Source organism: Burkholderia sp. M6-3, assembly GCF_050858985.1.
Lineage (GTDB): Bacteria > Pseudomonadota > Gammaproteobacteria > Burkholderiales > Burkholderiaceae > Paraburkholderia > Paraburkholderia caledonica.
The window spans coordinates 2,078,303-2,102,627 of the sequence record NZ_CP110090.1; the positions used below are offsets into that span (position 1 = coordinate 2,078,303).

Consider the following 24,325-nt stretch of genomic DNA (forward strand, 5'->3'; position numbering starts at 1 on the left):
CTCGTGACCATTGCAGGAGATTGCCGGAGCACAGCCTCAGCTTCGCGTTGCAATCGACTCCTCCGGCACGAGTTGCGCGATCACGCCGGCCAGCGCGGCGATGCTCGCGAACAGGTCGTGGGTGATCAGCGAGCCCGGAATCTCGATCGCAAACGCTTCTTCGACGGCCAGCATCACTCGCACGGTGCCGAGCGACGACAAACCGGCGGCGTACAGATCGTCGTTATCGCCTAGCGTATCGACTTCGACATCGAGGCAGGCGGTCTCCTCGAGAATGCGGCGCACATGCTGTTTCATTTATTTCCCCGATTGCGTGAATTTCTCGCGCGCCACTCGAACGTCGCCGTCGCCGTCGCCGGTGCTGTGCGTCCGTACGGTGACCGCATCGCCGCTCGCGCAATGAGCCGCGAGCGCCCTTCTGTCGATCTTGCCGTTTGCGTTCAGCGGCATTGCATCGAGCGCGATGACTCGCTGCGGCACCGCGTAGGCCGGCAGGCGCTGACGGCACGCATGCAGAATCTGCGCGACGTCGACCGGCGTGTGCGTCACGAACGCAAGCAAGCCGTGCGCGCGGCCTGCTTCATCGACAGGCCATGCGATCACCGCGCAAAGCGCGGCGCGGCTACTCGTCTGAACCACCTGCTCGACTTCCTCGATCTCGATTCGATTGCCGCGTATCTTCACTTGCGTATCAAGACGCCCTTCAAAGACGATGCCCCGTTGCGGCACCTCGCGTGCGGCGTCGCCGCTTCTGTACCAGTACGATGAGCGCAAGCCCACATAGCGCCTTGTGACGAAGCGGCAATTGTTGGGTTCGTCCGCGCGCAGGTAGCCTGCCGCGACCTGTGGGCCGCCGATCAGCAATTCACCGCTCTGGCCTTGTGCGACCGGCTGCAGGGTTGCGTCGACGATCAGTAGTTCCATGCCGGGCAAGGCCTGGCCAAGCGGCATGACGGCGTTCGTTGCATCGGCGAGAAATTGCGGTGTGGCTTCGAAAGCGGTGCACGCGACGGTCGTTTCCGTCGGCCCATAGAAGTTGAAAATGCGGCTCTTCGGCGCCGCCTGCTGCCATGCCTGCGCGAGTGAAACGGGCAGCGGTTCGCCGCCAAAGCACGTCACGCGCAGGCTCGCGAACTGGTTGGGCGCGAGCTTGCGCAACTGCCGCATGAAGGTAGCCACCGAGGGCACGCTGTTCCAATGCGTGATCCCATGTTCGCGGATGAAAGCCGCGTTGTAGATCGGCTCGACCGTTTTCGGCACGTACAGGCAGGCGCCGTTCGCCCAGCATACAAACATGTCGTGCACCGAAGGATCGAATGAAAGTTCGCAAAATTGTGCATAACGTGCATCAGGCAGCCGGCCGAGAAATTGAAGTTGCACGGCGACGTAGGCGCAGGCATTCGCGTGCGAGATCGCCACGCCTTTCGGCGCGCCCGTGGAGCCCGACGTGAAGAGAACATAGGCGTGATCGTGCGGCGCGCGTTGAACGGCGCGGCACGGCTCGACGCACATTGAATCCGGTAAGCGAGGCAGATTCGCCACGCGGCGATCCACCGGAGAGTCGCCCATGCCACTGAGATCTTCCTCATCGTCGATGAAAAAGATTTGGGGGCACTCGTCTATCAGCATGAGCACTTGATCGAGCAAAGCCATGCAGCGGCGATCGACCAGCAGCACGGGCGCCTCCGACTGCTCGACAGCCACCGCGATACGGGCGGCGGGCAGCGTCGGATTGAGCGGCACATAGGCGAAGCCCGCCTTCATGATGCCGAGCAAGCCCGCATAGGCGGCGACGCTGCGGTGTGCGAAAAGAAGACAACGGCGAGCGCCGTCGGCGGGCATTGCGGATGTCAGTCCGGCCGCGATACGGCTCGCACGCGAAGCGAGTTCGCCATAGCAATACAGGCGTTCATCGACCCATAGCGCAGGCCTCTCGGGCTCGGTCGCGGCAGTGTCGAAGAAAAAGGAATCCAGCATTCACGGCCTCGCGTTGCACATGCACGGCCACGCCGCGCACGGTCGGCAACCGGGCGAAAGCGATTCTCCGTCATGTCGGACACACACTGCCGCGAAGCAGCAGTGCGCGGTGGCGCACTGAGTTGTCGCAGCGGAATGTCGTAACCAGAATGAATGAAAACAGCGCCTTGCAACGTCAGTTGCGCGAGTGAATACTCGTGCCGCCGGACGCTGAAGGATTTGGAAAGATCATAGAATCCGGCCGCGCCGGTATATGTACGATAACGCTCTCCCACCGCGATCGAGCGTGCGCGAGCACGCGCGTCGCGCTGGCGGCGGACGCGGCGGCGGCATTGATCGGGTGCACGTCGCGTTCGAGCGTAGAGGAGAAAAACGCGTTGATGAATCGTGCGCGTATTCGAAGAGCCCGCAGCGATGGCCGCGGGGATACGTGAGGCCGATGCCCAGAACTGGACGCTCGAACGACGAGGCAGCGCAACCCCGATGAAGCGTCGCTGCAACGTCGATGAAGCACCCATGCAACAACGGCGCATGACGCGCCGTTTGAACAATCAGTCTTGCACGCCGCTCTGCTTCTTGAACGCGGCGAGAATGCGTCGTTCGAGCGCGTTGTAATCGCCGCCGAAGTGATGATCGCCCGACGTACGGATCACGTCGATGCCCGTCTTCGTCAGTGCGGGACACAGCGTGTCTTCTTCGTCCGCGCCGTAGATGCACTGCACGATCGCGGGCGGCACGCGGGTCAACTCGGGGCGCACCTTCAACGCCTTATCGCTTGCGGGCATGCCGAGCCAGCCGCCTACGCGGATCTGAAAGTCGGCGTCCGGCGCGAAGCCGAGCAGCGAAATCAGCGACACTTTTGCGCGCAACGCGTCAGGCAAGCGGTTGTATGCGAAAGGCATCACGTCCGCGCCGAACGAATAGCCGATAAGCGCGATGTGCTGCGCGTGCCAGCGCGCGCCGTACGTTTGCATCACGCGTGCGAGGTCGCGGCTTGTTTGCGCGGGCGGCTTCTCGCTCCAGAAGTAGCGCAGGCTGTCCCAGCCGATCACCGACACGCCGTCTTTCTGCAAGGCCTGCGCGATGGTCTTGTCGAGATCGCGCCAGCCGCCGTCGCCGGATATCACGATCGCCATCAAGCCGTTCGGATGCGCCGCCGGCAACTCGATCAACGGCAGATCGGAGACGTCGTCGTCATGGGCCGATATGGTTTGCAGATGCGGCGCAATCAACGCGACGAGCCGCGCGCGATCGGCGTTCCCTGTCGACGCTTTTTCGACGAAGCCAGGAATCTTGTCGCGAATGATGGTTGCATCCGGCGGGCAAGGCCGGAAACGCCGATCGAGCGTGGGCTCGGCATCCACGGAAACAGCACCTGCAATCGTGTTCGAAGGCGCCTGTTCGAGCACCTGCATGGCGAGCGTCGCGCCCTGCCCGGTGCCCGCGACGATCGGCGCGAAATAGTGGCTCGACTGCGATTGCCGTTCGAGTTGATGGCTCAACGCTTCGGCGTCGCCTACGAGCTGATTGCAGGTTTCTTTCTTCTGCGCCAGATCCGTCGCGAGGTTCGCCGCATACCGTGTCGTATCCACGCCCACGGTCAATGCGCCGGCCTTGGCGAGCGCCTCGGCGCTTTGCTGATCGGCCGCGCTCCAGCCGCTTGCCTGCGAGTAGAGCACCACGAAGCCGCGCAACGGACCCACCGGCTGCGTGACGGTGACGTTGCCGTAGCGGCCGCCGGGAACGGTGGTCGTCGCCGCATTGGCGAGCGTGCTGCAACTGACGAGGCCTGCTACCACAGCAAGCCTGAAAAACGAATGCAAGGTCATGAACGCCGGCCTCCTGCCAGCAATGACAGGTCGGCGAGCGTGAAGACCACGCCTACCGAACCCGACGCCGCGAGATAGCGCGGCTCCCAATGCGGCTGGAACTTGCTCTTGAAAGCGCGCAGTCCGCGGAAGTTATAGAAGCGGCCGCCGAAGCGCCACACGATGCCCGCAACCCGATGCCAGCGCGACGCGAGCGGCGTCGGCTGCATACCCGAGAGCGGCGCGATGCCGAGACTCAGCGAGCGGAATCCGGCCTGTTTAAGATGCAACGCCAACTGCGTGAACAGATATTCCATTGCATACGGCGACGAGCTTTCCACGTGACGCATGACGCCGACAGTCGCCTCGGTGTTCAGGTCAGTCGTCATGAATGTGACGAAGGCGACCGGCTCGCCGTTCTGGCGCACCAGCATGACCGACTGCGCGGCGAGGTATTCGTCGGTGAAGGCAGCGACCGAAAAGCTCTTCTCACGCGCGTCGCGGCTGTTGAGCCAGCCGTTGGAAATGCCGCGCAACGTTTCGAGCGACGCCGGTACATTCGCCTGATCGATCACTTCGACGGTGAAACCGTCGCGCTCGCCGCGCTTGAGCGCGTAGCGCAGATGCGCGCGGTGTGAACCCTTCAGATCGAAGTCGTCCAGCACGACATGGGCTTCCTCGCCAAGCTTCATCAGCGAAAGGCCCGCGTCGAGGTACAACGGCAAAGCGTTGGCGCGCACCTGATAGAACGCCGCGCGTCCGCCATGCGCATGCGCGAGCGCGACGAACTTGCTGATGAGGCCCGCCCACTCTTCGCGCGGCCCGACCGGATCGTGCAGCGCGGCCCATGTGCGCCCATATTTGGCGTACATCAGGAAAGCTTCACGCGACTCCGAGAACAGAAAACTCTTGTCGCCCATCAGCGCGAGACCGGCGTCGCTGCGCTCCTGCGCGCGCACGATGCGCGCCGCGTCGTGCAGATCTTCGGGCGCCGGTTTCACGAAGTGGCCCGGCGCGGGGCGCAGCAACTGCCAGAACGAGAACGTCGCCGCAAACAGACTCGCGGCCAGCGTCGCGCGCAGCGCACGCGGCGCGCGTTCGTCGAAAGCGAATTGCCACCACAGGTCGCCCGTATAGGGAACGTCGCGAAAAGCGAACAGCATGACCCAGGTGGCGAGCATCAGCACCATCGCAACCGACACGAGCCAGCCGGCCGTGAAGCGCTCCGCAAACAGCGACGAATGACGATTGAACCGCCGGCGCGTTGCAAGCAGCAGCACGATCAGCGTGCACAGCACACCTGCTTCGACGAATGCGAGGCCCTTGGTCAAGGACAGCGCGAGACTCAGCACGGCGAGAGCCAGGGTCATCCACCACGCGGCGTCGAGACGCCGCAGCAGACCGCGCGCGACGAACAGCAACAGCACGCCGAGCACACTGCACAGCATCTGCGAGCTTTCCAGAACCCACAGCGGCAGCACGTCGCGCAGAATATGAAGACGCTGCCAGAACGCGGGCGTTGCGCTCGAGACCACCAGCATGCCGCCGACCACGAACGTGACGAGGCTCAGGAAGAGCGGCGCGAGTCTCGACGCGCCCGCGGCGTGCCGCAACGGCAGGCGGCCTTTCAACGCGCGGCCTTCGAAACCGGCGAGCAGCGCAGCCGAAACGACCAGCGGCACGCCAAAATAGATCGCACGATAAGCGAGCAACGCGGCGACCATCTGCTGCGTGGCCACACTGCCGTTCAGCGTGAACACCATTGCAGCTTCGAACACGCCGACGCCGCCGGGCGTATGACCGATCATGCCGAGCAGCATGGCCGCGGCATAGACGGTGATGAACGTGACGAAGCTCACGTCGGCGTGCGGCAGCAGCGCCCACAACGCGAGGCCGGCGGCGACAACATCGACGACCGCAAGCCCAACCTGTTCGAGCAGATCCCGGCGAGCGGGAATGTCGAACGACAGCCACTGCCAGCGCGTGCGGATCGAGCGTGTTTCGACGCGGCATGCGGCGCACAGCAGACCGAGCGCAACCAGCAGCAATGCACCCACCCAGCGGACGGTGGCGGGCGACAGATGCAGCATCGGGGCAAGCCTGCCGCCCACGCACACCATGCCGAGCGCCGTCATCAGTACAAGCGCGAGCGCGAGCGAAACGCTCGTGAATACGGTCATGCGGCCGATCTGTGCGGGCGTGATGTTCGCCACGCCGTACACCCGGGCGCGCACCGCGCCGCCCGTCAATGCGCCGAAGCCGGTGGCATTGCCCAGCGCGGAGCCCGCGGTGGCGCCGATCCAGAGCGCTGCGCGAGGCACGGCCGCGCCCAGATAGCGCAGGCCGACTGCATCGCGACCGACCAGTGCCACATAACTAAGCGCCGTGGCGGCGAGCGCGGCGGTCCACTCGCCGGCCGTCAGCCGACGCAGTTCGTGCATGACCGAGCGGTAATCGACGGCCTGCGACAGATGCTGGAGCACGACGAGCAGCAGCGCGCAGATTGCAAGCGCGAAAACGGGCGAGAGTAATCCCCTGATGCGAGAGGTCTTCGATGCACGAACGAACATCGCGCCTATCTGGCCGAAATTATTCTTATCTCGATGGAACATGGTCAATGCGGGCCTTGCGTGGAGCTGTCGCGGCGACGGGCCGTCTGCCGCAAGGTCGCCAGTTCGGCGATTACAACTGGATAACGGCAGACAGGTTAAAAGGTTGACAGTGCAGGCCTTGGCGCCGGGGTTTAACCTGGGCCGATTGTGTGCAACGGGCGGGCTTCGCGGAGCGTTCTGGCGCTCGGTCGGCGGGTGTTGAATCCTGGGGGCTGAAGTTTAAACGCTTATTCGGCGCCGCGAACGAAGAATCGCAATTTGCCGGATCGCAACGCTGCGGTAGCGGCATTGCACGTGCACTAGCGTGGGTTAAGCGTGCATATCCGCGCGGGTGGACCGGAGTGGGAGAACTTCGTAGGCGCGAACAGCGCCGGTTAAGCTTTTCGCCGCATCTGCCGTAATCGCAAGCATCAGCCTCACGAGATGCGACGCATTAGCCGCAAGAACGAGGCACTTGACTGGAGAACGATGATGGCAGAACAGGATTGGATGATGGCGGGCTTGTATCTGGTCGGTCTGGTGTCGACCGCGCTCGTGATTAGCGCTTTGTCTGCGGGAGCGACGAAAGTGCGTCAAACGCTTGCGAGAATACCGCGTCGCTCGGGGGAATAAGCGGGACACAACTTGGAATTAGCAGACGCACAAAGCACAAGCGGCGCAAATGCGCCGCTTGTTTCCGCTTGCTTCTCTCTGATCGCCCTGCAAAGACTTTCGCTTTACCGCGCCGTATCGGCGGAAAGCGTCAGTGCGGCGCAAGCAAGCTTGCACCCGGCCTTTCGAGGCGCGGGCACCAGCGCGAGGCTTACTGCGGGCGGCGATGCGCTTCAGCGATCACAGCGCAGTTTTGCAGATGGAGATTCAGCGCATGCAACGCGAGTGCGCGCAGCTTTGCGAGCCAGTTACCGTTGGTGGCGACGGTGTTGCGAGCGGATGCAGCGTTAGAGGCGGTGTTCATGGTCGGGCTCCTGTATAGGGTTTCTACCTAGGGAATAACCCGATTATAGTCTTCCTATTGCGCAGCGCAACAAAAAACAAACGTGTTGCGCCAGAGTCACGGTCGCCAAACTGTGTGGCACAGGCGGCGCGAGCAAAAAAGGGCTCAATGGCCGGGCGCAGTATTAACAAACCGCACCGTACGGGTGCAATAATGACCCTTTTGCCCGCGACAGCCCGCCGCGGCATCCTCCATGACCGTCGCCGAGAAAGCCCTTATTGCGCCTCTTATCGTCGCGTGCGCGATGTTCATGGAAAGCGTCGACGCGAACGTGATCGTCACGGCCCTGCCCGCCATGGCGCGCGACTTCGGGCGCGACCCCGTCACGCTCAAAATCGCGGTGACAAGCTACGTGCTCGGCCTCGGCGTGTTCATTCCGGTGTGCGGCTGGCTCGCCGACCGCTTCGGCGCGCGGACGGTGTTTCGCACCGCCATCGGCATCTTCGTCACGGGCTCGCTACTGTGCGCGGCCTCCAACTCGCTTGCCACCTTTACCCTCGCGCGTTTCGTGCAAGGCGTCGGCGGCGCGATGATGGTGCCGGTCGGGCGAATCATCATTTTCCGGGTCGTGCACAAAACCGATTTCATCCGCGCGATGAATTATCTGAGCGTGCCCGCCATGCTCGGCCCCGCGGCCGGCCCGCTACTCGGCGGCTTTATCACCACGTATTTGCACTGGCGTCTGATTTTTTTCATCAACGTGCCGATCGGGATTCTCGGCATCTATCTGACGAACAAACATATTGCGAACACGCGCGAGCCGCACCCCGGGCCGCTCGACTGGATTGGCTTTTTTCTGTCGGCGGCGGGCGCGGTGCTTCTTTTGTTGGGACTGTCGCTGATTGGCGGCGAGCTGATTTCGAATCTCAACGCGTTTGGCATGTGCGCGCTGGGCGCCGTCCTGCTTGCCCTGTATGTCGCGTATGCGCAGCGCGCAAGACTGCCGCTGCTCGACTTGCGCTTCTTCAAGGTGCCGACGTTTCAAGCAAGCGTGCTCGGCGGGTCGTTGTTCCGCATCGGCCTCGGCGCACTGCCGTTCCTGTTGCCGCTGATGCTGCAGGAAGGTCACGGCATGAGCGCGTTTCAATCGGGGCTGATCACCTGCGCGTCCGCATTCGGCGGGATGTTCATGCGCACCGTTGCGTCGCGCGTGCTGCATCGCTATGGCTTTCGTTCCGTGCTGGTGGTCAACGCCGCGCTGTCCGGCGTTTCGATCGCGGCCTGCGGACTGTTTTTTCCGGGCACCCCAACGTGGATCATCTGGGTGGTCGTGCTGCTTGGCGGCTTCTTTCCCGCGCTGCAATTCACGAGTCTCAATTCACTGACCTATGCCGAAATCGCGAGCCGCGACGTCGGACGCGCAACGAGCCTGGGCAGCGTCGTGCAGCAGATGTCCCTCGGCCTCGGCGTGACGGTCGGCGGCATCGTGTTGCAGATTTCGCGTTTGCTGCACGGCCATGAAGCCATCATGTGGTCGGATTTCTGGCCTGCGTTTCTCGTGGTCGGACTGTGCTCTTTCGCGTCGATTCCGGTTACGCTGCGCCTGCCCCCTCGCGCCGGCGAGGAAATCTCACGCGGTGGCCGCGGCTGACACCAGACCGTCGGCCGGCCTGCTCACTGGTCCTTATGGATCACGCTCACGTCGCCATTGCGTTCGAGAATGGCGGCCGCCACCTTGTCTAACGACCGCGAGCCGGTTTTCTGGCGCACGCTTTCGCATACATCGTTCCGTGTCATCAGCGCAGCTTTCATTTCCCGTTCGTTGAATGCACCGTTGTGGTAGACCTCACGCTCGACGCCGCCGATGAGCCGCTCGATCGCCGAAGAGCGAACGCATGCCCATGCAAGGACGCGGTGACACACCACGATCATCAACGACGCAAGAACCGTCGCGACGAACGGAGATGCACCGACGATCGCGCGGCCCAACGTCGCGCCGAGCAGAATCACCACGACTGAATCGAACGGCGAGCGTTTGCCGAACGAACGCCGGCCCGAAATCCTGATCAGCACAAGCGTGACGAGAAACACCACGAAGGCGCGCAAGCTCATCTGCAGCGGGTCGAGATCCCTGCCTTGCCCGAATAGCAGATAGATCGCGTCCATCATCGTTTGTCCTCCTTGTAGCGGTCTCGCGCCGCCTGTCTTTTTGAGGTTCTGTGAAACGGCTGACGACGCATGAGAGGGTCGAGCGCACGTTGCCTGCTGCGTCAAACGGGTCGATCAGACAGTTGAAGGCACGGGAGTAAAGTCAGGCGGTATCGGCAACTTCTCCGCGCATGTCTGCGCTCAGCAAACCGCATGCCGTTCACAGCGCCGCAATTGCCGAGGTGACGCGTTGCATCGCGATGCCGTGCGACGCATCGCGCCTCTGTAGTGATGTTCATCGATCTTTTGTCCGAAGCTTTCGGACCGCTGTCACTCGTCAGGTCCCGCAATTGCTTGGACCACTTACGATTGGATCAACAACACAAGGAGCTTCCATTGAAACGTGCATCTCTTGCCACGGCTCTCGTGGCGTCACTCGCTTTCATGCACACTGCAGCGCACGCCGAAGGCTGCACCAAGGGCGCGGTTGTCGGCGGCGTCGGTGGCCATGTTGCGGGCGGTCACGGCGTGGCCGGCGCAGCAGCAGGCTGTGCAATAGGCCATCATGAAGCGAAGAAGAAGGACAAGGCCGCAAGCGCCGCGGCTGCCGCAAGTCAGCCTGCGGGAAAATAAAGCGTCCTGATGTAAAAAAGACCCGGCTCGATCCAGCGATCGCAACCGGGTCTTTTTGCAAGCGTGTGCGACTCTATCCCGCCGCGCTGACTTTCTCCGCGAGCTTCGCGTCGTAACTGGAATGGACATGCACGCGTTTCTTGTCCGGGTACGCGTATGAATAGGCCCTCCTCAGCGCGAGCGAAGCCTCGTGAAAGCCCGACAAGATGAGCTTCTGCTTGTTCGGATAATTGGCGATGTCGCCGACCGCAAAAATGCCTGGTCGCGAGCTTTCGTAGTTGGATGTGTCCACGTCCACACGGCCGCCGTGAATGCTCAAGCCCCACTGACCGATCGGACCGAGATCGGCGACCAGTCCGTACAGCACGACGAGCTGTTCGGCTTCCAGTTCGGTTTCGCCCTCGATATGTCGCAATGTGATGGATTTAAGCGCATCGGCTTCCGCATCGCTTGCGACGGTCAGCCCCGAAATCGCACCGACGATAAAGTCCATCTCCCCTGCTTCCACTGCGCGCCGCATCAACTCGACGCTGGAATCGGCCGCACTAAAGCCATTTCGCCGATGCACGAGCGTGACGCGCCGAGCGACCTTGCGCAACGCAAGCGCCCAGTCGAGCGCGGAATCACCGCCGCCTGCCACGACAACGGTCTTGTCGGCGAAATCGGCGAGACGCTGCACGCTGTAATGCACATAGCGCGATTCGAGCGGCGCGGCTTCGGCAAGTGGCAGCTTCTGCGGCACGAAGGCGCCGTTGCCGGCCGCAAGCAGAATTGCGGCGACGTCGAACACGAGACCGCGATCGGTCCGCACGGTCCAACGGCCGTCGCTGCGTTGCTCGACCGATTCGACCCGCTGTTCGAGATGAATGGGAACATCGAACGGCTTGCATTGCGCGAGCAGCCGGTCCACCAGTTCGCGCGCGGTGCAAGACGGAATCGCGGGAATATCGTAGATCGGCTTGTCCGGATACAGCTCGGTGCATTGGCCGCCAATCCTGCCGAGCGCATCGACTATCTGGCAGGACAGCCCGATCACCCCGGCTTCGAAAGCGGCAAAGAGGCCAACGGGGCCCGCTCCGACGATTAGCACATCGGAACGGATCGATTCAGCGGACGGCTTCGAGATCGGCCCGGAGGCAGTCTGTGAAGCTGACTGCAAAGCGGGCTGCGAAGCTGATTCTGAGCCCTTCGGTGAAGGAGGCTCGGCGGCGGACGTCATTCAGTATCTCTTCGATGGGACCAGTGACCCACCATACCGAATCGCCGTAAGCGCGGCAACGATGCCATTACAGTGAACAAGGACGCTCGGCGAGCCGCCAACCGGTTTTTACAACACAAAAGTGGTCACCTAAAAATCTCGAAAAATGGCCATTTTGCGAAGCCAATGCCGGGGCTAGTATTCACTCATCGCATCACCTGATGCGTTCCACCAAACGCCAAGGAGTGAATCATGCAACAACGTCTCGATTTCTACAAAGCCGGTCCCGCCGCTATCAAAGCCATGCTGGGTCTTGAAGAACGCATCGGAAAATCGTCTATCGAAAAGTCGCTCGCGGAACTGGTTCGCCTGCGCGCGTCGCAGATCAACGGCTGCGCTTTCTGCGTCGACATGCACACTGCCGACGCCCGCAAAGCCGGCGAAACGGACCGGCGCCTCGCTACAGTCGTCACCTGGCGCGAAACGCCGTTCTTCACCGATCGCGAGCGCGCCGCGCTGGAATGGACGGAAGCCCTCACACTCGTCTCGCACGACCATGTGCCCGACGCCGTCTGGGAAGCCGTGCGCCCGCATTTCAGCGACGAGGAACTGGTCGACCTGACGCTGCTTATTTCGGCGATCAACGCGTGGAACCGCTTTGCCATTTCGTTCCGCAAGATGCCTGCATGAGCACCGGTTGCGCGAATGCATTGCACCGCGATTCGCGTTCCCATCTCGCTCAATGAAGCAGTAAATAAAGCAGTGAATCGCAACGCGAAGCGTGGGCAGGCAGCCACGGCATCAAGTGGCATCAAGCGGCATCCAGCGGCTCGCAATGCGCCCGCTTCGCGCCGTAGCAAGCGATCAAGCATCAACGCGATTCATGCGAGCGCGACCTTGAACGCCCCAGTCAGTTCGCTCAACTGCCGTGCCTGATCCGCGAGCGAGTTCGCGGTGGCCGCGCTTTCCTCAACGAGCGCCGCGTTCTGCTGGGTCACCTCGTCCATCTGCGTGACGGCGAGACTCACCTGTTTGATGCCCTCGCTCTGCTCTTTGGAAGCCGCCGCGATTTCTCCGACGATGCGCGCCACGCGCTGGATCGCGGCTTCTATTTCCCGCATGGTGCTGCCCGCGCGATCGACAAGCGCCGCACCGCTTTCCACGCGCGAATTCGACTCGGCGATCAGCGAGCCGATCTCTTTTGCGGCCGCCGCTGAACGTTGTGCGAGACTGCGCACTTCGCCGGCCACGACAGCGAAGCCGCGTCCTTCTTCGCCGGCACGCGCCGCTTCGACCGCCGCGTTCAATGCCAGAATGTTCGTCTGGAACGCAATGCCTTCGATCGCGGCGATGATGCCGGTCATCTTCGCGGCCCCGGCATGAATCGCGTGCATCGTCTCCACCATGCCTCCCACGGAATCGCGTCCCTGGACGGCCATTTCCGAAGCACTGGTGGCCAGCTCGCTCGCATGGTGCGCATGCTCGGCATTGAGCTGCACGGTCGAGGTCAGCTCTTCCATCGCCGCGGCGGTTTGTTCCAGCGACGCGGCCTGCTCCTCCGTGCGCTGCGACAGATCGAGATTGCCCGCCGCGATCTGCTGTGTCGACGACGCGATCGAATGCGATCCGGCACGCACGCTCGTCACCGTCGCGCGAAGCTTGTCCTGCATCGACGCGAGTCCGCGCAGCAATGTCGCCATTTCGTCGTTCGAACGGATCGCGACGCGCGTCGTCAGCTCGCCCGCGGCAATTGCATCGAACTGGCGAAGCGCGGCGTGCAGCGGGTCCATGATCGCGCGGCGCAACGTGCGCCAACTGAAAAATGCGACTGTGAGACCGATCAGCACGCTGCCGATGCTCGCACCCAACAAACCATGAAAGAGCACGGCGGAGCGCTTGTTAGCGTCGGCGGCCTGCTGGTTCAGATAGGCCTCCAATGCGCCCTGGCTCGCGTTCATCGCGGTGTACAAAGCTATTAGCCGATTCGCGCGCGTCTCGTCCATCCAGCTCGCGTCGCCGGTGCGGATTGCGTCGATCAACTGGTCGATGCCGTCGCGCCGCACGGCGGTACGCTTTGCGTCGAGGTCGTCGGTGAGGCGTTGCAGTTGGGGCGTTTTCGGCAGATCGCGGAAACTTCGCCACCACGTATCCGATTCGCCGAGCAACATGCGCGCGCGTTCGAGTTGCGCGTTCAGTTGCGGTGAGTGCGGATTGCTCATTGCCCAGTCGAGCCCGAAGCGCGCCCGCGACATGGCCGTGCCCGACTTGCCGAGCGCCACCACCGACGCGAAATGTACGTCGTACGCCTCGCGCTGTGCCTGGTTGCTTTCGGCCATGCCGAAAATGCCAAGCGCGCCAATGACAACGAGCAGCGCGCCGAGAAATGCAATCGTGATTGCGATGCGTAGATTGATGGTGAGCTTTCTGGCCATGACGGTGTGTCTCTTCCCCGGTGATCGTTATTTTCCTCAAGCGGTGCTTGTTCCTTATACGAAACAATGTACCGTATATGGAAAATTATAACGATTTGGGTTTGCGTCAAAAAACAAAATCGACACGGGTGGCTTGGACGCGACACTGGCCGGCTCATGCGCCGCGGCCCCGTCAGCACCATCTCTGGACTTCCCGCGCCTTCGCGATACCCATATCATTGAAGCGTTTGCTGACAAAACCTCAGACAACGGCGCCGTGCGCCGACCATTCGCCATCACATGACCAGGGATTCGTCGCATACCGCGCTACTGTGGATCGTCGCCGCCGGCTTCTTCATGCAGTCGCTCGACACCACGATCGTCAATACGGCGCTGCCGTCGATCGCGCGCAGCCTGCACGTCGCGCCGCTTGCGATGCAGCCGATCGTGGTCGCCTACACGCTGACAATGGCGATGCTCACGCCCGCATCCGGCTGGCTCGCCGACCGCTTCGGCACGCGGCGGGTCTATTTCGCCGCGATCCTGATTTTCGTGATCGGCTCGGTCTGCTGCGCGAGCGCGCATACCCTCGGCCAACTCGTGATCGCGCGCGTGCTGCAAGGCGTGGGCGGCTCGATGCTGCTGCCGATAGGACGCCTTGCCGTGCTGCGCAGCGTCTCCGGCGAACAATACGTTTCCGCGCTCGCGTTTATTTCGGTCGCAGGACAACTGGGGCCGATCGCCGGGCCGACGCTCGGCGGCTGGCTCGTCGAGGCGATCACATGGCACTGGATCTTTCTGATCAACGTGCCGATCGGCGCCGCGGGTCTCTACGCGGTGCAGCGCTTTCTTCCATCGCACGGTGAGAGGCAGGCGCCGCCGTTCGATTTCATCGGCTGCGGGTTGCTGTCACTATGCATGATCGCCTTTTCGCTGGCCGTTGACGCTCCCGCGCCGACCCACCAGGCTGCGTGGTCGGCGGCATTGTTCGCTCTGGCGGTAGTGAGCGCGCTCGCTTATATCCCGCACGCAAGACGGCGGCGCAACCCGCTCTTCAAGCTCGCGCTCTTCAGCGAACCGAACTTCAGCGTGGGTCTGATCGGCAATCTCGTATGCCGCATCGGCTCGAGCGCCGTGCCGTTCCTCGTGCCGCTGCTGTTGCAACTTGAACTGGGCTATACGCCGCTGCATTCCGGTCTGATGATGCTGCCCGCGGCCCTCGCGGGCACGGTCGTCAAACGCTGGATCGCGTCGCTCGTGCGTCGCTTTGGCTACGACCTGTTTCTGCTGGTCAATACGCTGGTCGTGGGTTCGTCCATTGTTGCCTTCGCATTGATCACGCGCGGCACGCCGCTTTTCGTCGAGATAGTGATCCTGGCGGTGTTCGGTGCGGCCAACTCGATGCAGTTCGCCGCGATGAACAGCGTCACGCTCAAGGACCTCTCGCATGAAGACGCCGGCAGCGGCAACAGCCTGTTTTCAATGGTGCAGATGCTGGCGATCGGCCTCGGCGTATCCATTGGCGGCGGCCTCGTGAAACTCTTTTCCGCGCAATGGGGCTCGGCCGCGCTCGGCTTCCGCCTGAGCTTCGTGTGTGTCGGCGCGATCACGCTGATGTCGGCATGGGTGTTCCGTCATCTCGACACCGCGCCCCGCGTGCGCGCGCCGGCCAGCCAAGGTGTCGGGCGTTGAAGCGAGCGTCACTGCGCGCTCGCCGTGTTGCCTGGTTTCTTGGTTGCCTGGTTGCCTGGTTGCTTTGTTGTTGCCTGGATGCTGGCTGTTGATGCGATACGCATTAGCGGATTACGCGCTGTTCTCGCTCGGGTTGCGGCACGGCGTTTCGCGTTAGCATGGACGCCGTTCACGAATAAGAAAGGACTGACAGATGCCATTTGACGAGCGCATGCTGAACGGCATGGGCGTGCTGACAGCGATCGTCGATTGCGGAAGTTTCGCGGCGGCAGGCGTGGCGCTCGACATGTCGCAGTCGGGTGTGAGCCGTTCCGTCGCGCGGCTCGAGGCGCGCCTGGGTATCCGGCTGTTCGACCGCACTACGCGCTCGGTTACGCTCACCGACGAAGGCCGGCGCTTCTACGAACAGATCGTGCCGCTGCTAAGCGGTCTCGAAGAAGCGGCAGCCTCGGCCGCGCAAGGCGCGACAGCGGTGCGCGGTCGCCTGCGCGTGAACATGGACCCGTTCTTTTCGCGGCTGGTGCTTGGACCCAGACTGGGCGGTTTCGTCGACAAACACCCCGATCTGCAACTCGAACTGATCACGCGCGACCAGTTGGGCGATATGGTCGGCGACGGTTTCGACGTCGCGATCCGCTTCGGCGAGCCGCCGGTGTCGTCGCTGATCGCGCGCAAGGTGCTGGACACGCGCATTCTCACAGTGGCCGCGCCTTCGTATCTGAAGAAACACGGACATCCGGCCAACCCCGCGGAACTCGAGAGCGGCGCGCATGCATGCATCAAGTTTCGCGATCCGCTTACTGGTTATCCGTTCACGTGGGAGTTTCATCGCGGCCGCAGGAAAATGGTCGTCACGCCTCAAGGCCGGCTGACCGTGAACGACGTCGGCACGCTGCACAGCGTATGCACCGCAGGCCAGGGGGTCGCGCAGATTCTCTCGCTCGGCGCGGAGTCGCTTCTGACGACCGGTAAGCTCGTCGAACTCTTTCCCGAGTGGGGGGACGAGGTTTATCCGCTATATGCGCTGTACCCGTCACGGCACCATCCGCCGGCCAAGGTGCGGGCGTTCCTCGACTTCATCGTTTCGCTGACGGGCGCCGGACAGAGCGATTAGCGAACGCAGGCCCGGGCTTTGCTCCATATGGTGAGTCTTCACAAGGAGAAAGCCATGGCCGACACCAAGCAGCAACCCGGCGACAAGCCGGACGACATCGCCCATCCGCAGCCGGCAGTGCATAGCGACAACGAGAAAAGCAAGCTGCCGGAGCGCGGCGACGAAGGACGCGATCAGTCGCCCGCCGATCGCCCCGGCCAGAAGCCGGGCGAAGGCGAACCGTCAGTGGGTTGAAATTAAACGTGGGTCTACAAGCGGCTTTGCTGCATTTACGCGGCAAAGCTGCATAAATATTTCCCTTCCACCGCCTTTCATACGCCAGACGTTTTTTCCGTTTTTTTACCGAATATTTTTTCGGCTTGATGAACTATTTTTCTGCTTGCAGCGACGTATGCGACTCAGGCAGACCGGCTGCCGCCCCTTCAACAGATAACAAAGGCGACGCCCATGTTCATTCCCTCGCCCTCTTTCCAGTCCGCCAAAGTCTCGATCTGCCTGCCGACCTGCAACCGGCCGGAACTGGTCGTCGAGTGCATCGACTCGTGTCTTGCGCAGACCTACGGCAATGCGGAAATCGTGATCGGCGACGACTCGCGCGACGCGCGCACCGAACAACTGATCGCGACGCGTTACAGGAACGAGCGGCGCATCCGCTATACGAGGAACGAGCCGCCGCTCGGCCAGGCGCGCAATGTCGCGAGCCTCTTCCAGCGTGCGCGCGGCGACAGGATTATGCTGATTCACGACGACGACCTGCTTGCGACCGACGGCGTCGAGAAACTGGTGTCGCTCTGGCACCTGCATCCACGGCTTGATGCCGCGTTCGGCGCGCAGTATGAGGCCGATCATTCCGGCGCGATCGACGTCGAGGCGAGCACGCGGCTCAATGCGGCATTCCGCCGTACAAAGGACGCCGAAGGGTTGCAACCGCTGCCCGGCAGGACCGGGCTCATTCAGATGTTCCCGAACAACGGCTGGATGGCCGACGCGCGACTCGTGAAACGCATCGGCTATAAAGAACAGTACGGCGTGTGCTGCGATTTCGTATTCGGCACCGAACTTTGCCTCGCAGCGCGCGAGGTGTTTTATCTGCACGATTACGTGTCGGTGTATCGCAAAACCGCGACGTCCATTTCGCAGAGCACGCGCGGCACGTCGTCGGCGGCCACGCTCAGTGCTTACGCGTTCGTCAAGATGCTGAAGCTGCCGCCGCAACTGGAACCCTCACGCAAGCTCGCGCTGCGGCGGCTCGCGCCTATCGTGGTGTCGGTACATGCGAGGAACCGCCAGGCGCGGCTCGGCTTCAAGATCGCACTCGCTCACCTGTTTGCGTACCACTATGGCTTGAGCGCGCGGCTCTACTACCATTTGCTGATGCTCTCGCGAGCCGCAATGAGCGCGCGCGGTCGGGCCGTGGCGATCGCCGCCGCTGCGGCGCCTGTCGCGCCTGTGGGTTCGGTCGCTCTTGTAAGTCCGGTCGCTCCTGTCGCGTCGGCGGCCTTGAGCGGCGATACCGGCGCGGTAGTGAGCGATTTCGTCGTCGAATTGGCCGCCGATACGACCGAGCCGGGCTGATCGTCCGGGTCTCGCCGACATGCGCGGTCAGCGTTTTTTTTGCTAAGCATCCTCTGCTTAGCAAACACGTATTTGTTGCTTGGACTCGCGCACGACGCTGATTACGATGAGCTGGACACGTTATCAGCTTCGAGGTGATTCGCCATGTCCGACAGTGCCTGTTTCAAGCCGCGCGTGATCGAGCCGGTTGCTGTCAATCAGCCGGAGGGTTTAGGGCTCGCGGTGGAGTTGTGGCTCGCCCAACCCGTTGACGGAATTGCTGGGCGAGCCGTGCGGATTCATTTGCGCAGCGACGCGAAAATGGCGCAGGCCGAAGCGCTGCGCGATCTGCTGCACGTGCTCGGCACCGAAATCGTGGTGTCCTGAGCAAGTGCGCGGCGCGCTTGTGGAAAGCGCGCGGATGGTCGGGAGACTTACGGTTCGTGACGCAGATAGCCTTCTTTCGACGGATCGCGCATGCGCAGCGCGACGAGCCCGGCAATGGCGCACAGCAACGTGACATACCAGTAGAACATCGACTCGCTGCCGACCGACTTGAGCCACAGCGCTACGTATTCGGCCGAGCCGCCGAAAATCGCATTGGCCACCGCATACGAGAGACCGACGCCGAGCGCGCGCACTTCCGGCGGGAACATCTCTGCCTTGATCAGGCCGCTGATCGACGTATAGAAGCTCACGATCGCGAGCGCCACCACGACGAGCGCGAACGCCGCATAGGGGCTCGTCACGTCTTTGAGCGTGTGCAGAAGCGGCACCGTGCCGATGGTCGCGAACAGGCCGAAGCACAGCATCGAATTGCGGCGGCCAATGCGGTCCGACAATGCGCCGAAGGCCGGCTGGAGCACCATGTAGACGAAGAGCGCCGCGGTCATCACATTGCTTGCCGTCTTGGCGCTCATGCCCGCCGTGTTCACCAGATACTTCTGCATGTACGTGGTGAACGTATAGAAAATCAGCGAGCCGCCCGCGGTGAAACCGAGCACCGTCATAAACGCGACGCGGTGCTTCCACAAGCCGCGCAGCGTGCCCGCTTCCTTGCGCTGACGCGTCGCGGCGGTGGTGGTTTCATCGAGCGATTTACGCAGATACAACGCGATCAACGCGGCCAGCGCGCCGATCACGAACGGCACTCGCCAGCCCCAAGCCTTGAGCTCCGCGGTGGAAAGCGTTTGTTGCAGCACGACCAGCACGAGCAGCGCGCACAACTGGCCGCCGATCAGCGTCACGTACTGGAACGACGCGAAGAAGCCACGCCGTCCCTTGAGCGCGACTTCACTCATATAGGTCGCACTCGTGCCGTATTCGCCGCCCACCGACAGTCCCTGGAACAGACGCGCGACCAGCAGCAGCGCAGGCGCGAGCGCGCCGATCTGCGCGTATGTGGGCAACACGGCGATGACGAGCGAGCCGCCGCACATCATGAACACCGACACCATCATCGCCATGCGGCGGCCATGTTTATCGGCGAGACGGCCGAAAAACCAGCCGCCGATCGGACGCATCAGAAAGCCCGCCGCGAACACGCCGGCCGTGTTGAGCAATTGTGTCGTAGTGTTGCCGCTCGGAAAAAATGCGGGTGCGAAATAAAGCGCGCAGAACGAATAGACGTAGAAGTCGAACCATTCGACGAGATTGCCCGATGACGCGCCGACAATTGCGAAGATGCGGCGCCGTGTGTCGTGGGCGGAGGCCACGCTGTGGTCTGTGAGGTCGGTCATGTTGTGTCTTCCTTGTCTCTTGAACGGAGGCGGCGGTCATGGCGCCGCCTTCAGCACGCGGTTTTTGGCGTGCGCGAATTTTACAGAATCGCAAGTGGAAGTTGGGGGTTTGTTGGCAAGCGCTACGGCAAGCACTGTCTGCAGACCGGTCCCGGCCCGTCTTGAGGTTGTTTCGCGATTTATCCCTCGCGGTTAGATTGTGAGGTATAAATTTGACCTCCGTCCGTTTACACCTTAATGTGTGACCATAGGGTATAAGGAGACGCCAGCCATGGCCAGCTTTCACAACGACGCACTGCAAACGCTGTATTCGTCGGTCACTGAGCGCGCCAGCGCACAAGGCCATATTCCCCTGCACTCTCCGGGATCGGCGGCCCAGAAGACCGTCGACGGGAAAACGTACACCTACTGGCGCGTCTATCTGGCCTCAGGAAAACATAAGGAAACCTCGCTTGGCCGCGCAGGCGAGCCTGCTACCGAAGCTGCGCTAGAGGCAAAACTACTCGAGAGCGCGGAGATGCGCGTGCTCGCCGCCGAGGTCCAGATACTGCGCAAGGCGAACTTTGCCGCCGCGGACAACTCTTCGGCGCTCACCCTGGCCACACTCTTTAACGCCGGCATTTTCAGCCACGGCGGAGTGCTGGTCGGCTCCCACGCATTTGGCGCGCTTCTGAACAGTCTCGGCGTCCGGCTGCCTGCGAATTACAGGACAGAAGACATCGACATTGGCAGCACCGGCAGCATTTCCGTGGCCATTCCCGAAGAGCGCAGCTTTCTCGACATTCTTCGTGATAGCGGTATTCCGTTTCTCGAGGTGCCGGAACTGGACTCGCGAAAGCCGTCCACGTCGTTCAAGGCGCGCGGACAACCCCTCAAGGTGGACTTACTCGTGCCGGGTACCGAGGCGTACGAGACGAAGGCCTTGCCGCAGTTGCGCGCCCACGCGACCGGGCTTCCCTACTTCAGGTATCTGGTATCGAACCCTACGCGCGGCTTTATCCTCGGCAAGGAACACGTGGTGCCGGTGATGCTGCCCGACCCCGCCAGATTCGCGCTTCACAAGCTCATCGTCAGCACGCTTCGCGACCCCTCGCGTGCGCTCAAGGCAGACAAGGACCGGCGCCAGGCCGCCGTGTTGATCGACGCGCTCGCGGAGAAGTTTCCCGACTGGTTGACGACAGCCGCCGACGAACTGGAGGAGAACGCGCGCGCCCGGGTCGCCACGGCGGCCACTCAGGCGTTGAACCTCGCCCCGGGCTTGTCGGAGCGGGCGCGGGATTTCTTGGCTGATCTGGGCACCCACGCGTAACCCGTAACCAGGCTCGCGCGCCACCTGTCCCGGCTAACCCGTCGGTAAAGCCAAGCTCGGCTTCGGACTCCATACAGAGACAGGCGCGCCGGCCACAACAGCGGCGGGCGCGCCTAAGAGACCGTTACGCCCTTACGGCCGGCGGCACGTAGCGGCACTCGTAACGCTTCCTGACCGTGCCGTTTTCATCGACACTTTCGAGATACACGTCGAACTGCCACAAACGCGCCATGTGCTTGAGCACTTCGTCGCTGTCGGACGAAAGATGCCGGTTGTCACTCATGAAGTGCCGCAGCGTCAGACTGCGGTCTCCACGCGTATTCACCGACCACACCTGGATATTCGGCTCGCGATGATGCATGTCGTACTGCCGCGACAACGCCTGGCGCACATATTGATAGCCGCTGTCGTCGTGAATCGCGGAGACTTCGAGCGCGTCGCGCATGTCGTCGTCGAGCACCGAGAACAGACGCATTTCGCGGATCAGATGTGGCGACAGATACTGCGCGACAAAACTCTCGTCCTTGAAATTGCGCATCGCGTAGTGCATGGCGGGAAGCCACGGACTGCCGGCCAGCTCCGGGAACCACTTGCGGTCTTCGTCGGTAGGGTTTTCGCAGATGCGGCGAATATCGCTCATCATCGAAAAACCTAGCGCGTACGGATTGATACCGCTGTAGTAAGGCTTCGTGACGGGCGGCTGATAGACCACATTGCTGTGCGAATGGAGAAACTCCATCATGAAGCCGTCTTCGAGCTTGCCCTGGTTGTACATCGTATTGAGCAGCGTGTAGTGCCAGAACGTGGCCCAGCCTTCGTTCATGACCTGCGTCTGCCGCTGCGGGTAAAAATACTGTCCGACCTTTCGCACGATGCGGATCACCTCGCGCTCCCAGGGCTCGAGCAGCGGCGCGTTTTTCTCCGCGAAATACAGCAGATTTTCCTGCGGCTCCGGCGGATAACGCTCCTCGATTTCCTCGGGCAACGGCGTATGGCGCGTGGGCAGCGTGCGCCACAGTTCGTTGACCTGCGACTGCAGGTACGCCTCGCGCTCGCGGCGCGCGGCGAACTCCTTTTCGAGCGACAGCTTCTGCGGACGCTTATAGCGGTCGACGCCGTAGTTCATTAGCGCATGACACGAATCGAGCAGTTCTTCGACACGGTCCAGCCCGAAGCGCTCCTCGCATTCGGCAATGTAGTTCTTCGCGTAGACGAGGTAGTCGATGATGGCATGCGCATCCGTCCACAGCCGGAACAGATAGTTGCCCTTGAAGAACGAGTTATGCCCATACGCCGCATGCGCGATGACGAGCGCCTGCATCGTCATCGTGTTCTCTTCCATCAGATACGCGATGCAGGGATTCGAATTGATGACGATCTCATACGCCAGCCCCATCTGCCCGCGACGGTAGCTTTTTTCGGTGGAGAGAAAGTGCTTGCCGAACGACCAGTGCCGGTAATTCACCGGCATGCCGACGGACGCATAAGCGTCCATCATCTGTTCAGCGCTGATGAGTTCCAGCTGGATCGGATACACGTCGAGCTCATATTGCTCCGCAACACGGGCAATGTGCGAGTCGTACTCTTCGATCAACTCGAAGGTCCAGTCGGACGGGCACGGCAGAGGCCGTCTATCGGCTACGTTCATACGGACTTCCCTTTGCCCCTCAGTGGGCGTTCCGGTGTGTCCCCGTGCTTCAGCGTTGTCGACTGCTCCGGCTGCGACGGGTCGGACCTCGTCCGCCGCTGCCTCGGCATGCCCCGACTGACGCTGCGGCACGCCTTTCCCACGCTCCGGCTGATAGCCGCGCGCTTCGTTGTGCAAGTGCTTGTCCGTCATGACGACGCCACCTGCTTTTCGAACAACTCGCGAAACACCGGATAGATGTCGGCCGCGGTTTCGACTTTCTTCATCGCCATATGCGGCTGGCTCAACGCCAGTTGCGCATACTCGAGCCACAGATTCTGCTCTTCGGGCGTCACCTGAATATACGCAAAATAGCGCACCTTCTCCAGGATGTCATCCGAGAGTATCTTGCGGCACTTCGGCGAGTCGTCGGTCCAGTTGTCGCCGTCCGACGCCTGCGCGCCGTAAATATTCCATTCAGTCGGCGAATAGCGCTCGTCCATGACCTTCTGCATCAGTTCGAGCGCGCTCGACACGACCGTGCCGCCGCTTTCCGTTGAATGGAAGAAAGTGTCTTCGTCGACCTCTTCCGCGCGCGTGTGGTGGCGGATGAACACCACCTCGATCTTTTCGTAGTTGCGCTTGAGAAACAGGTACAGGAGGATGAAAAAGCGCTTCGCGAGATCCTTGCGCTGCTCGTCCATCGAACCCGACACATCCATCAGACAGAACATCACGGCCTGACTGGACGGCGTGGGCTGCTTCACGCGGTTCACGTAACGCAGGTCGAACGGATCGATAAACGGAATGCGCCAGATGCGCCCGCGTAAATGGTGGATTTCCTCTTCGAGCAGTTTGATGTCTTCGCGACGGTCGTCGGGGTCGGCTTTCATGACCTCGAGTTGCCGCTCCATCTCGTGCAACTGATTGACGAGCGGTGCGCCGAGTGCGATGCGACGGCCCAGAGCGCTGCGCAACGAACGGACCACGTCGATATTGTTCGGCGTGCCTTCGGCAGCCCAGCCGGCGCGAATGCTCTTCCACGTCGGCACGGCCATCAGGTGAGTTTTAACGAGCCGCGGCAATTCGAGGTCGTCGAAGAAATACTGCATGAACTCTTCGCGGCTCAGTTCGAACACGAAGTCGTCCTGCCCTTCGCCTTCGTTACTGGCCTGGCCGCCCCCGCCTCCGCCTCCACCGCCTTGCGGACGCTGGATCTTGTCGCCGCGGATGTAGTCGGAGTTGCCTGGATGCACCATTTCGCGCCGGCCGCCCGGCCCGTGCCGGAACGACGGCTCTGCGATGTCCTTGCGTGGAATCGTGATGCTCTGCGTGTTCTGTATGTCTTTGATGCTGCGGTCGCGCACCGCTTCCGAAACGGCGCGACGAATATAGTTCTTAACGCGACGCAAAAAACGCTCGCGATTTGCAATGCTTTTGTTCTTGCCTGCTAACCTGCGGTCGATGATTTGATGAAGCACGCCTCGTCTCCCTTGTCGACTCGTCGCGAGACGTACGCTGCATGGTCCAGTGCTATGTCCATGCAGCTTGCGCCTCGCAGGGTGCCCG

21 protein-coding genes are annotated in these 24,325 nt (G+C 62.1%); 10 read left to right on the plus strand and 11 right to left on the minus strand.

Annotated features, from left to right (window positions below; genetic code table 11):
* Positions 1-36: 36 nt before the first annotated feature.
* From OH764_RS08980 to mprF, 4 genes are all read right to left on the minus strand, one after another.
* Positions 37-297 carry an acyl carrier protein gene (locus tag OH764_RS08980; protein ID WP_498846526.1) on the minus strand — a complete coding sequence of 87 codons (261 nt, stop codon included), beginning with the start codon at positions 295-297 and terminating at the stop codon, positions 37-39.
* Positions 298-1,977, minus strand: a complete 1,680-nt coding sequence (locus OH764_RS08985; protein ID WP_498846527.1) for an acyl-CoA synthetase family protein — start codon at positions 1,975-1,977, stop codon at positions 298-300.
* A gap of 551 nt (positions 1,978-2,528) precedes the next feature.
* Positions 2,529-3,806: a virulence factor family protein gene (locus OH764_RS08990; protein WP_498846528.1), complete on the minus strand. Its 1,278-nt coding sequence runs from the start codon at positions 3,804-3,806 to the stop codon at positions 2,529-2,531.
* Positions 3,803-6,355 (minus strand): putative bifunctional lysylphosphatidylglycerol flippase/synthetase, encoded by a 2,553-nt coding sequence (mprF, locus tag OH764_RS08995; protein WP_498848793.1) that lies wholly within the window; start codon positions 6,353-6,355, stop codon positions 3,803-3,805. Before mprF ends, OH764_RS08990 begins: the two co-directional genes overlap by 4 nt.
* Before the next feature lie 510 nt (positions 6,356-6,865).
* On the opposite strand from mprF, the gene OH764_RS09000 reads away from it, so the two are divergent.
* The gene (locus OH764_RS09000; protein WP_498846529.1) at positions 6,866-7,009 is read left to right on the plus strand and encodes a hypothetical protein; all 144 of its coding nucleotides are present in this window, start codon (positions 6,866-6,868) and stop codon (positions 7,007-7,009) included.
* Positions 7,010-7,199: 190 nt separating this feature from the next.
* Here the strand turns inward: OH764_RS09000 and OH764_RS09005 are convergent, their stop codons facing one another.
* A complete protein-coding gene (locus OH764_RS09005) occupies positions 7,200-7,352 on the minus strand; it encodes a hypothetical protein (protein ID WP_498846530.1) in 153 nt (50 codons plus the stop codon).
* 232 nt (positions 7,353-7,584) lie between these two features.
* On the opposite strand from OH764_RS09005, the gene OH764_RS09010 reads away from it, so the two are divergent.
* Entirely contained in the window at positions 7,585-8,982 is a 1,398-nt protein-coding gene (locus OH764_RS09010) for an MFS transporter (RefSeq protein ID WP_498846531.1), read from the plus strand.
* Positions 8,983-9,005: 23 nt separating this feature from the next.
* Here the strand turns inward: OH764_RS09010 and OH764_RS09015 are convergent, their stop codons facing one another.
* A complete protein-coding gene (locus OH764_RS09015; RefSeq protein WP_027777152.1) occupies positions 9,006-9,500 on the minus strand; it encodes a DUF421 domain-containing protein in 495 nt (164 codons plus the stop codon).
* A gap of 375 nt (positions 9,501-9,875) precedes the next feature.
* Here OH764_RS09015 and OH764_RS09020 point away from each other — a divergent pair, with 375 nt between their 5' ends.
* The gene (locus OH764_RS09020) at positions 9,876-10,112 is read left to right on the plus strand and encodes a hypothetical protein (RefSeq protein WP_020070262.1); all 237 of its coding nucleotides are present in this window, start codon (positions 9,876-9,878) and stop codon (positions 10,110-10,112) included.
* A gap of 73 nt (positions 10,113-10,185) precedes the next feature.
* On the opposite strand, the gene OH764_RS09025 is transcribed toward OH764_RS09020, so the two are convergent.
* Complete coding sequence (locus tag OH764_RS09025) at positions 10,186-11,202, minus strand: NAD(P)/FAD-dependent oxidoreductase (RefSeq protein WP_498848794.1); 1,017 nt, start codon at positions 11,200-11,202, stop codon at positions 10,186-10,188.
* A gap of 360 nt (positions 11,203-11,562) precedes the next feature.
* Here OH764_RS09025 and OH764_RS09030 point away from each other — a divergent pair, with 360 nt between their 5' ends.
* Positions 11,563-12,000: a carboxymuconolactone decarboxylase family protein gene (locus OH764_RS09030; RefSeq protein WP_498846532.1), complete on the plus strand. Its 438-nt coding sequence runs from the start codon at positions 11,563-11,565 to the stop codon at positions 11,998-12,000.
* A 191-nt stretch (positions 12,001-12,191) separates the two neighbouring features.
* On the opposite strand, the gene OH764_RS09035 is transcribed toward OH764_RS09030, so the two are convergent.
* Positions 12,192-13,742 (minus strand): methyl-accepting chemotaxis protein, encoded by a 1,551-nt coding sequence (locus OH764_RS09035; protein WP_498846533.1) that lies wholly within the window; start codon positions 13,740-13,742, stop codon positions 12,192-12,194.
* Positions 13,743-14,021: 279 nt separating this feature from the next.
* Between OH764_RS09035 and mdtD the strand changes: the two genes are divergently transcribed.
* The 5 genes from mdtD (at position 14,022) to OH764_RS09060 (ending at position 18,468) form a co-directional block, all read left to right on the plus strand.
* Positions 14,022-15,413: a multidrug transporter subunit MdtD gene (gene mdtD, locus OH764_RS09040; protein WP_498846534.1), complete on the plus strand. Its 1,392-nt coding sequence runs from the start codon at positions 14,022-14,024 to the stop codon at positions 15,411-15,413.
* Between the two features lie 193 nt (positions 15,414-15,606).
* Complete coding sequence (locus OH764_RS09045; RefSeq protein ID WP_498846535.1) at positions 15,607-16,527, plus strand: LysR family transcriptional regulator; 921 nt, start codon at positions 15,607-15,609, stop codon at positions 16,525-16,527.
* Between the two features lie 54 nt (positions 16,528-16,581).
* Positions 16,582-16,761, plus strand: coding sequence for a hypothetical protein (locus OH764_RS09050; protein WP_498846536.1), 180 nt, complete (start codon positions 16,582-16,584; stop codon positions 16,759-16,761).
* A gap of 213 nt (positions 16,762-16,974) precedes the next feature.
* A complete protein-coding gene (locus tag OH764_RS09055; RefSeq protein WP_498846537.1) occupies positions 16,975-18,102 on the plus strand; it encodes a glycosyltransferase family 2 protein in 1,128 nt (375 codons plus the stop codon).
* Positions 18,103-18,246: 144 nt separating this feature from the next.
* Positions 18,247-18,468, plus strand: a complete 222-nt coding sequence (locus OH764_RS09060) for a hypothetical protein (RefSeq protein ID WP_020070254.1) — start codon at positions 18,247-18,249, stop codon at positions 18,466-18,468.
* A 47-nt stretch (positions 18,469-18,515) separates the two neighbouring features.
* Here OH764_RS09060 and OH764_RS09065 read toward each other — a convergent pair whose 3' ends face one another.
* A complete protein-coding gene (locus OH764_RS09065) occupies positions 18,516-19,820 on the minus strand; it encodes an MFS transporter (RefSeq protein WP_498846538.1) in 1,305 nt (434 codons plus the stop codon).
* Between the two features lie 271 nt (positions 19,821-20,091).
* On the opposite strand from OH764_RS09065, the gene OH764_RS09070 reads away from it, so the two are divergent.
* The gene (locus OH764_RS09070; RefSeq protein WP_498846539.1) at positions 20,092-21,129 is read left to right on the plus strand and encodes a nucleotidyltransferase family protein; all 1,038 of its coding nucleotides are present in this window, start codon (positions 20,092-20,094) and stop codon (positions 21,127-21,129) included.
* A gap of 124 nt (positions 21,130-21,253) precedes the next feature.
* Here the strand turns inward: OH764_RS09070 and OH764_RS09075 are convergent, their stop codons facing one another.
* Together OH764_RS09075 and OH764_RS09080 are read right to left on the minus strand one after the other, a co-directional pair.
* The gene (locus OH764_RS09075) at positions 21,254-22,969 is read right to left on the minus strand and encodes a SpoVR family protein (protein WP_027777162.1); all 1,716 of its coding nucleotides are present in this window, start codon (positions 22,967-22,969) and stop codon (positions 21,254-21,256) included.
* The gene (locus OH764_RS09080; protein WP_020070250.1) at positions 22,966-24,237 is read right to left on the minus strand and encodes a YeaH/YhbH family protein; all 1,272 of its coding nucleotides are present in this window, start codon (positions 24,235-24,237) and stop codon (positions 22,966-22,968) included. The genes OH764_RS09075 and OH764_RS09080 overlap by 4 nt, the downstream gene beginning before the upstream one ends.
* Positions 24,238-24,325 lie beyond the last annotated feature (88 nt).

What these genes read in the sequence shown, in the direction of transcription:
- mprF (WP_498848793.1), bottom strand. Translation starts at nt 6,355, where the DNA reads ATGTTCGTTCGTGCATCGAAGACCTCTCGCATCAGGGGATTACTCTCG.
- OH764_RS09015 (WP_027777152.1), bottom strand. Translation starts at nt 9,500, where the DNA reads ATGATGGACGCGATCTATCTGCTATTCGGGCAAGGCAGGGATCTCGAC.
- OH764_RS09010 (WP_498846531.1), top strand. Translation starts at nt 7,585, where the DNA reads ATGACCGTCGCCGAGAAAGCCCTTATTGCGCCTCTTATCGTCGCGTGC.
- OH764_RS09060 (WP_020070254.1), top strand. Translation starts at nt 18,247, where the DNA reads ATGTCCGACAGTGCCTGTTTCAAGCCGCGCGTGATCGAGCCGGTTGCT.
- mdtD (WP_498846534.1), top strand. Translation starts at nt 14,022, where the DNA reads ATGACCAGGGATTCGTCGCATACCGCGCTACTGTGGATCGTCGCCGCC.
- OH764_RS09065 (WP_498846538.1), bottom strand. Translation starts at nt 19,820, where the DNA reads ATGACCGACCTCACAGACCACAGCGTGGCCTCCGCCCACGACACACGG.
- OH764_RS09070 (WP_498846539.1), top strand. Translation starts at nt 20,092, where the DNA reads ATGGCCAGCTTTCACAACGACGCACTGCAAACGCTGTATTCGTCGGTC.
- OH764_RS08990 (WP_498846528.1), bottom strand. Translation starts at nt 3,806, where the DNA reads ATGACCTTGCATTCGTTTTTCAGGCTTGCTGTGGTAGCAGGCCTCGTC.
- OH764_RS09000 (WP_498846529.1), top strand. Translation starts at nt 6,866, where the DNA reads ATGATGGCAGAACAGGATTGGATGATGGCGGGCTTGTATCTGGTCGGT.
- OH764_RS09030 (WP_498846532.1), top strand. Translation starts at nt 11,563, where the DNA reads ATGCAACAACGTCTCGATTTCTACAAAGCCGGTCCCGCCGCTATCAAA.
- OH764_RS09005 (WP_498846530.1), bottom strand. Translation starts at nt 7,352, where the DNA reads ATGAACACCGCCTCTAACGCTGCATCCGCTCGCAACACCGTCGCCACC.
- OH764_RS09075 (WP_027777162.1), bottom strand. Translation starts at nt 22,969, where the DNA reads ATGACGGACAAGCACTTGCACAACGAAGCGCGCGGCTATCAGCCGGAG.
- OH764_RS09045 (WP_498846535.1), top strand. Translation starts at nt 15,607, where the DNA reads ATGCCATTTGACGAGCGCATGCTGAACGGCATGGGCGTGCTGACAGCG.
- OH764_RS08985 (WP_498846527.1), bottom strand. Translation starts at nt 1,977, where the DNA reads ATGCTGGATTCCTTTTTCTTCGACACTGCCGCGACCGAGCCCGAGAGG.
- OH764_RS09055 (WP_498846537.1), top strand. Translation starts at nt 16,975, where the DNA reads ATGTTCATTCCCTCGCCCTCTTTCCAGTCCGCCAAAGTCTCGATCTGC.
- OH764_RS08980 (WP_498846526.1), bottom strand. Translation starts at nt 297, where the DNA reads ATGAAACAGCATGTGCGCCGCATTCTCGAGGAGACCGCCTGCCTCGAT.
- OH764_RS09035 (WP_498846533.1), bottom strand. Translation starts at nt 13,742, where the DNA reads ATGGCCAGAAAGCTCACCATCAATCTACGCATCGCAATCACGATTGCA.
- OH764_RS09050 (WP_498846536.1), top strand. Translation starts at nt 16,582, where the DNA reads ATGGCCGACACCAAGCAGCAACCCGGCGACAAGCCGGACGACATCGCC.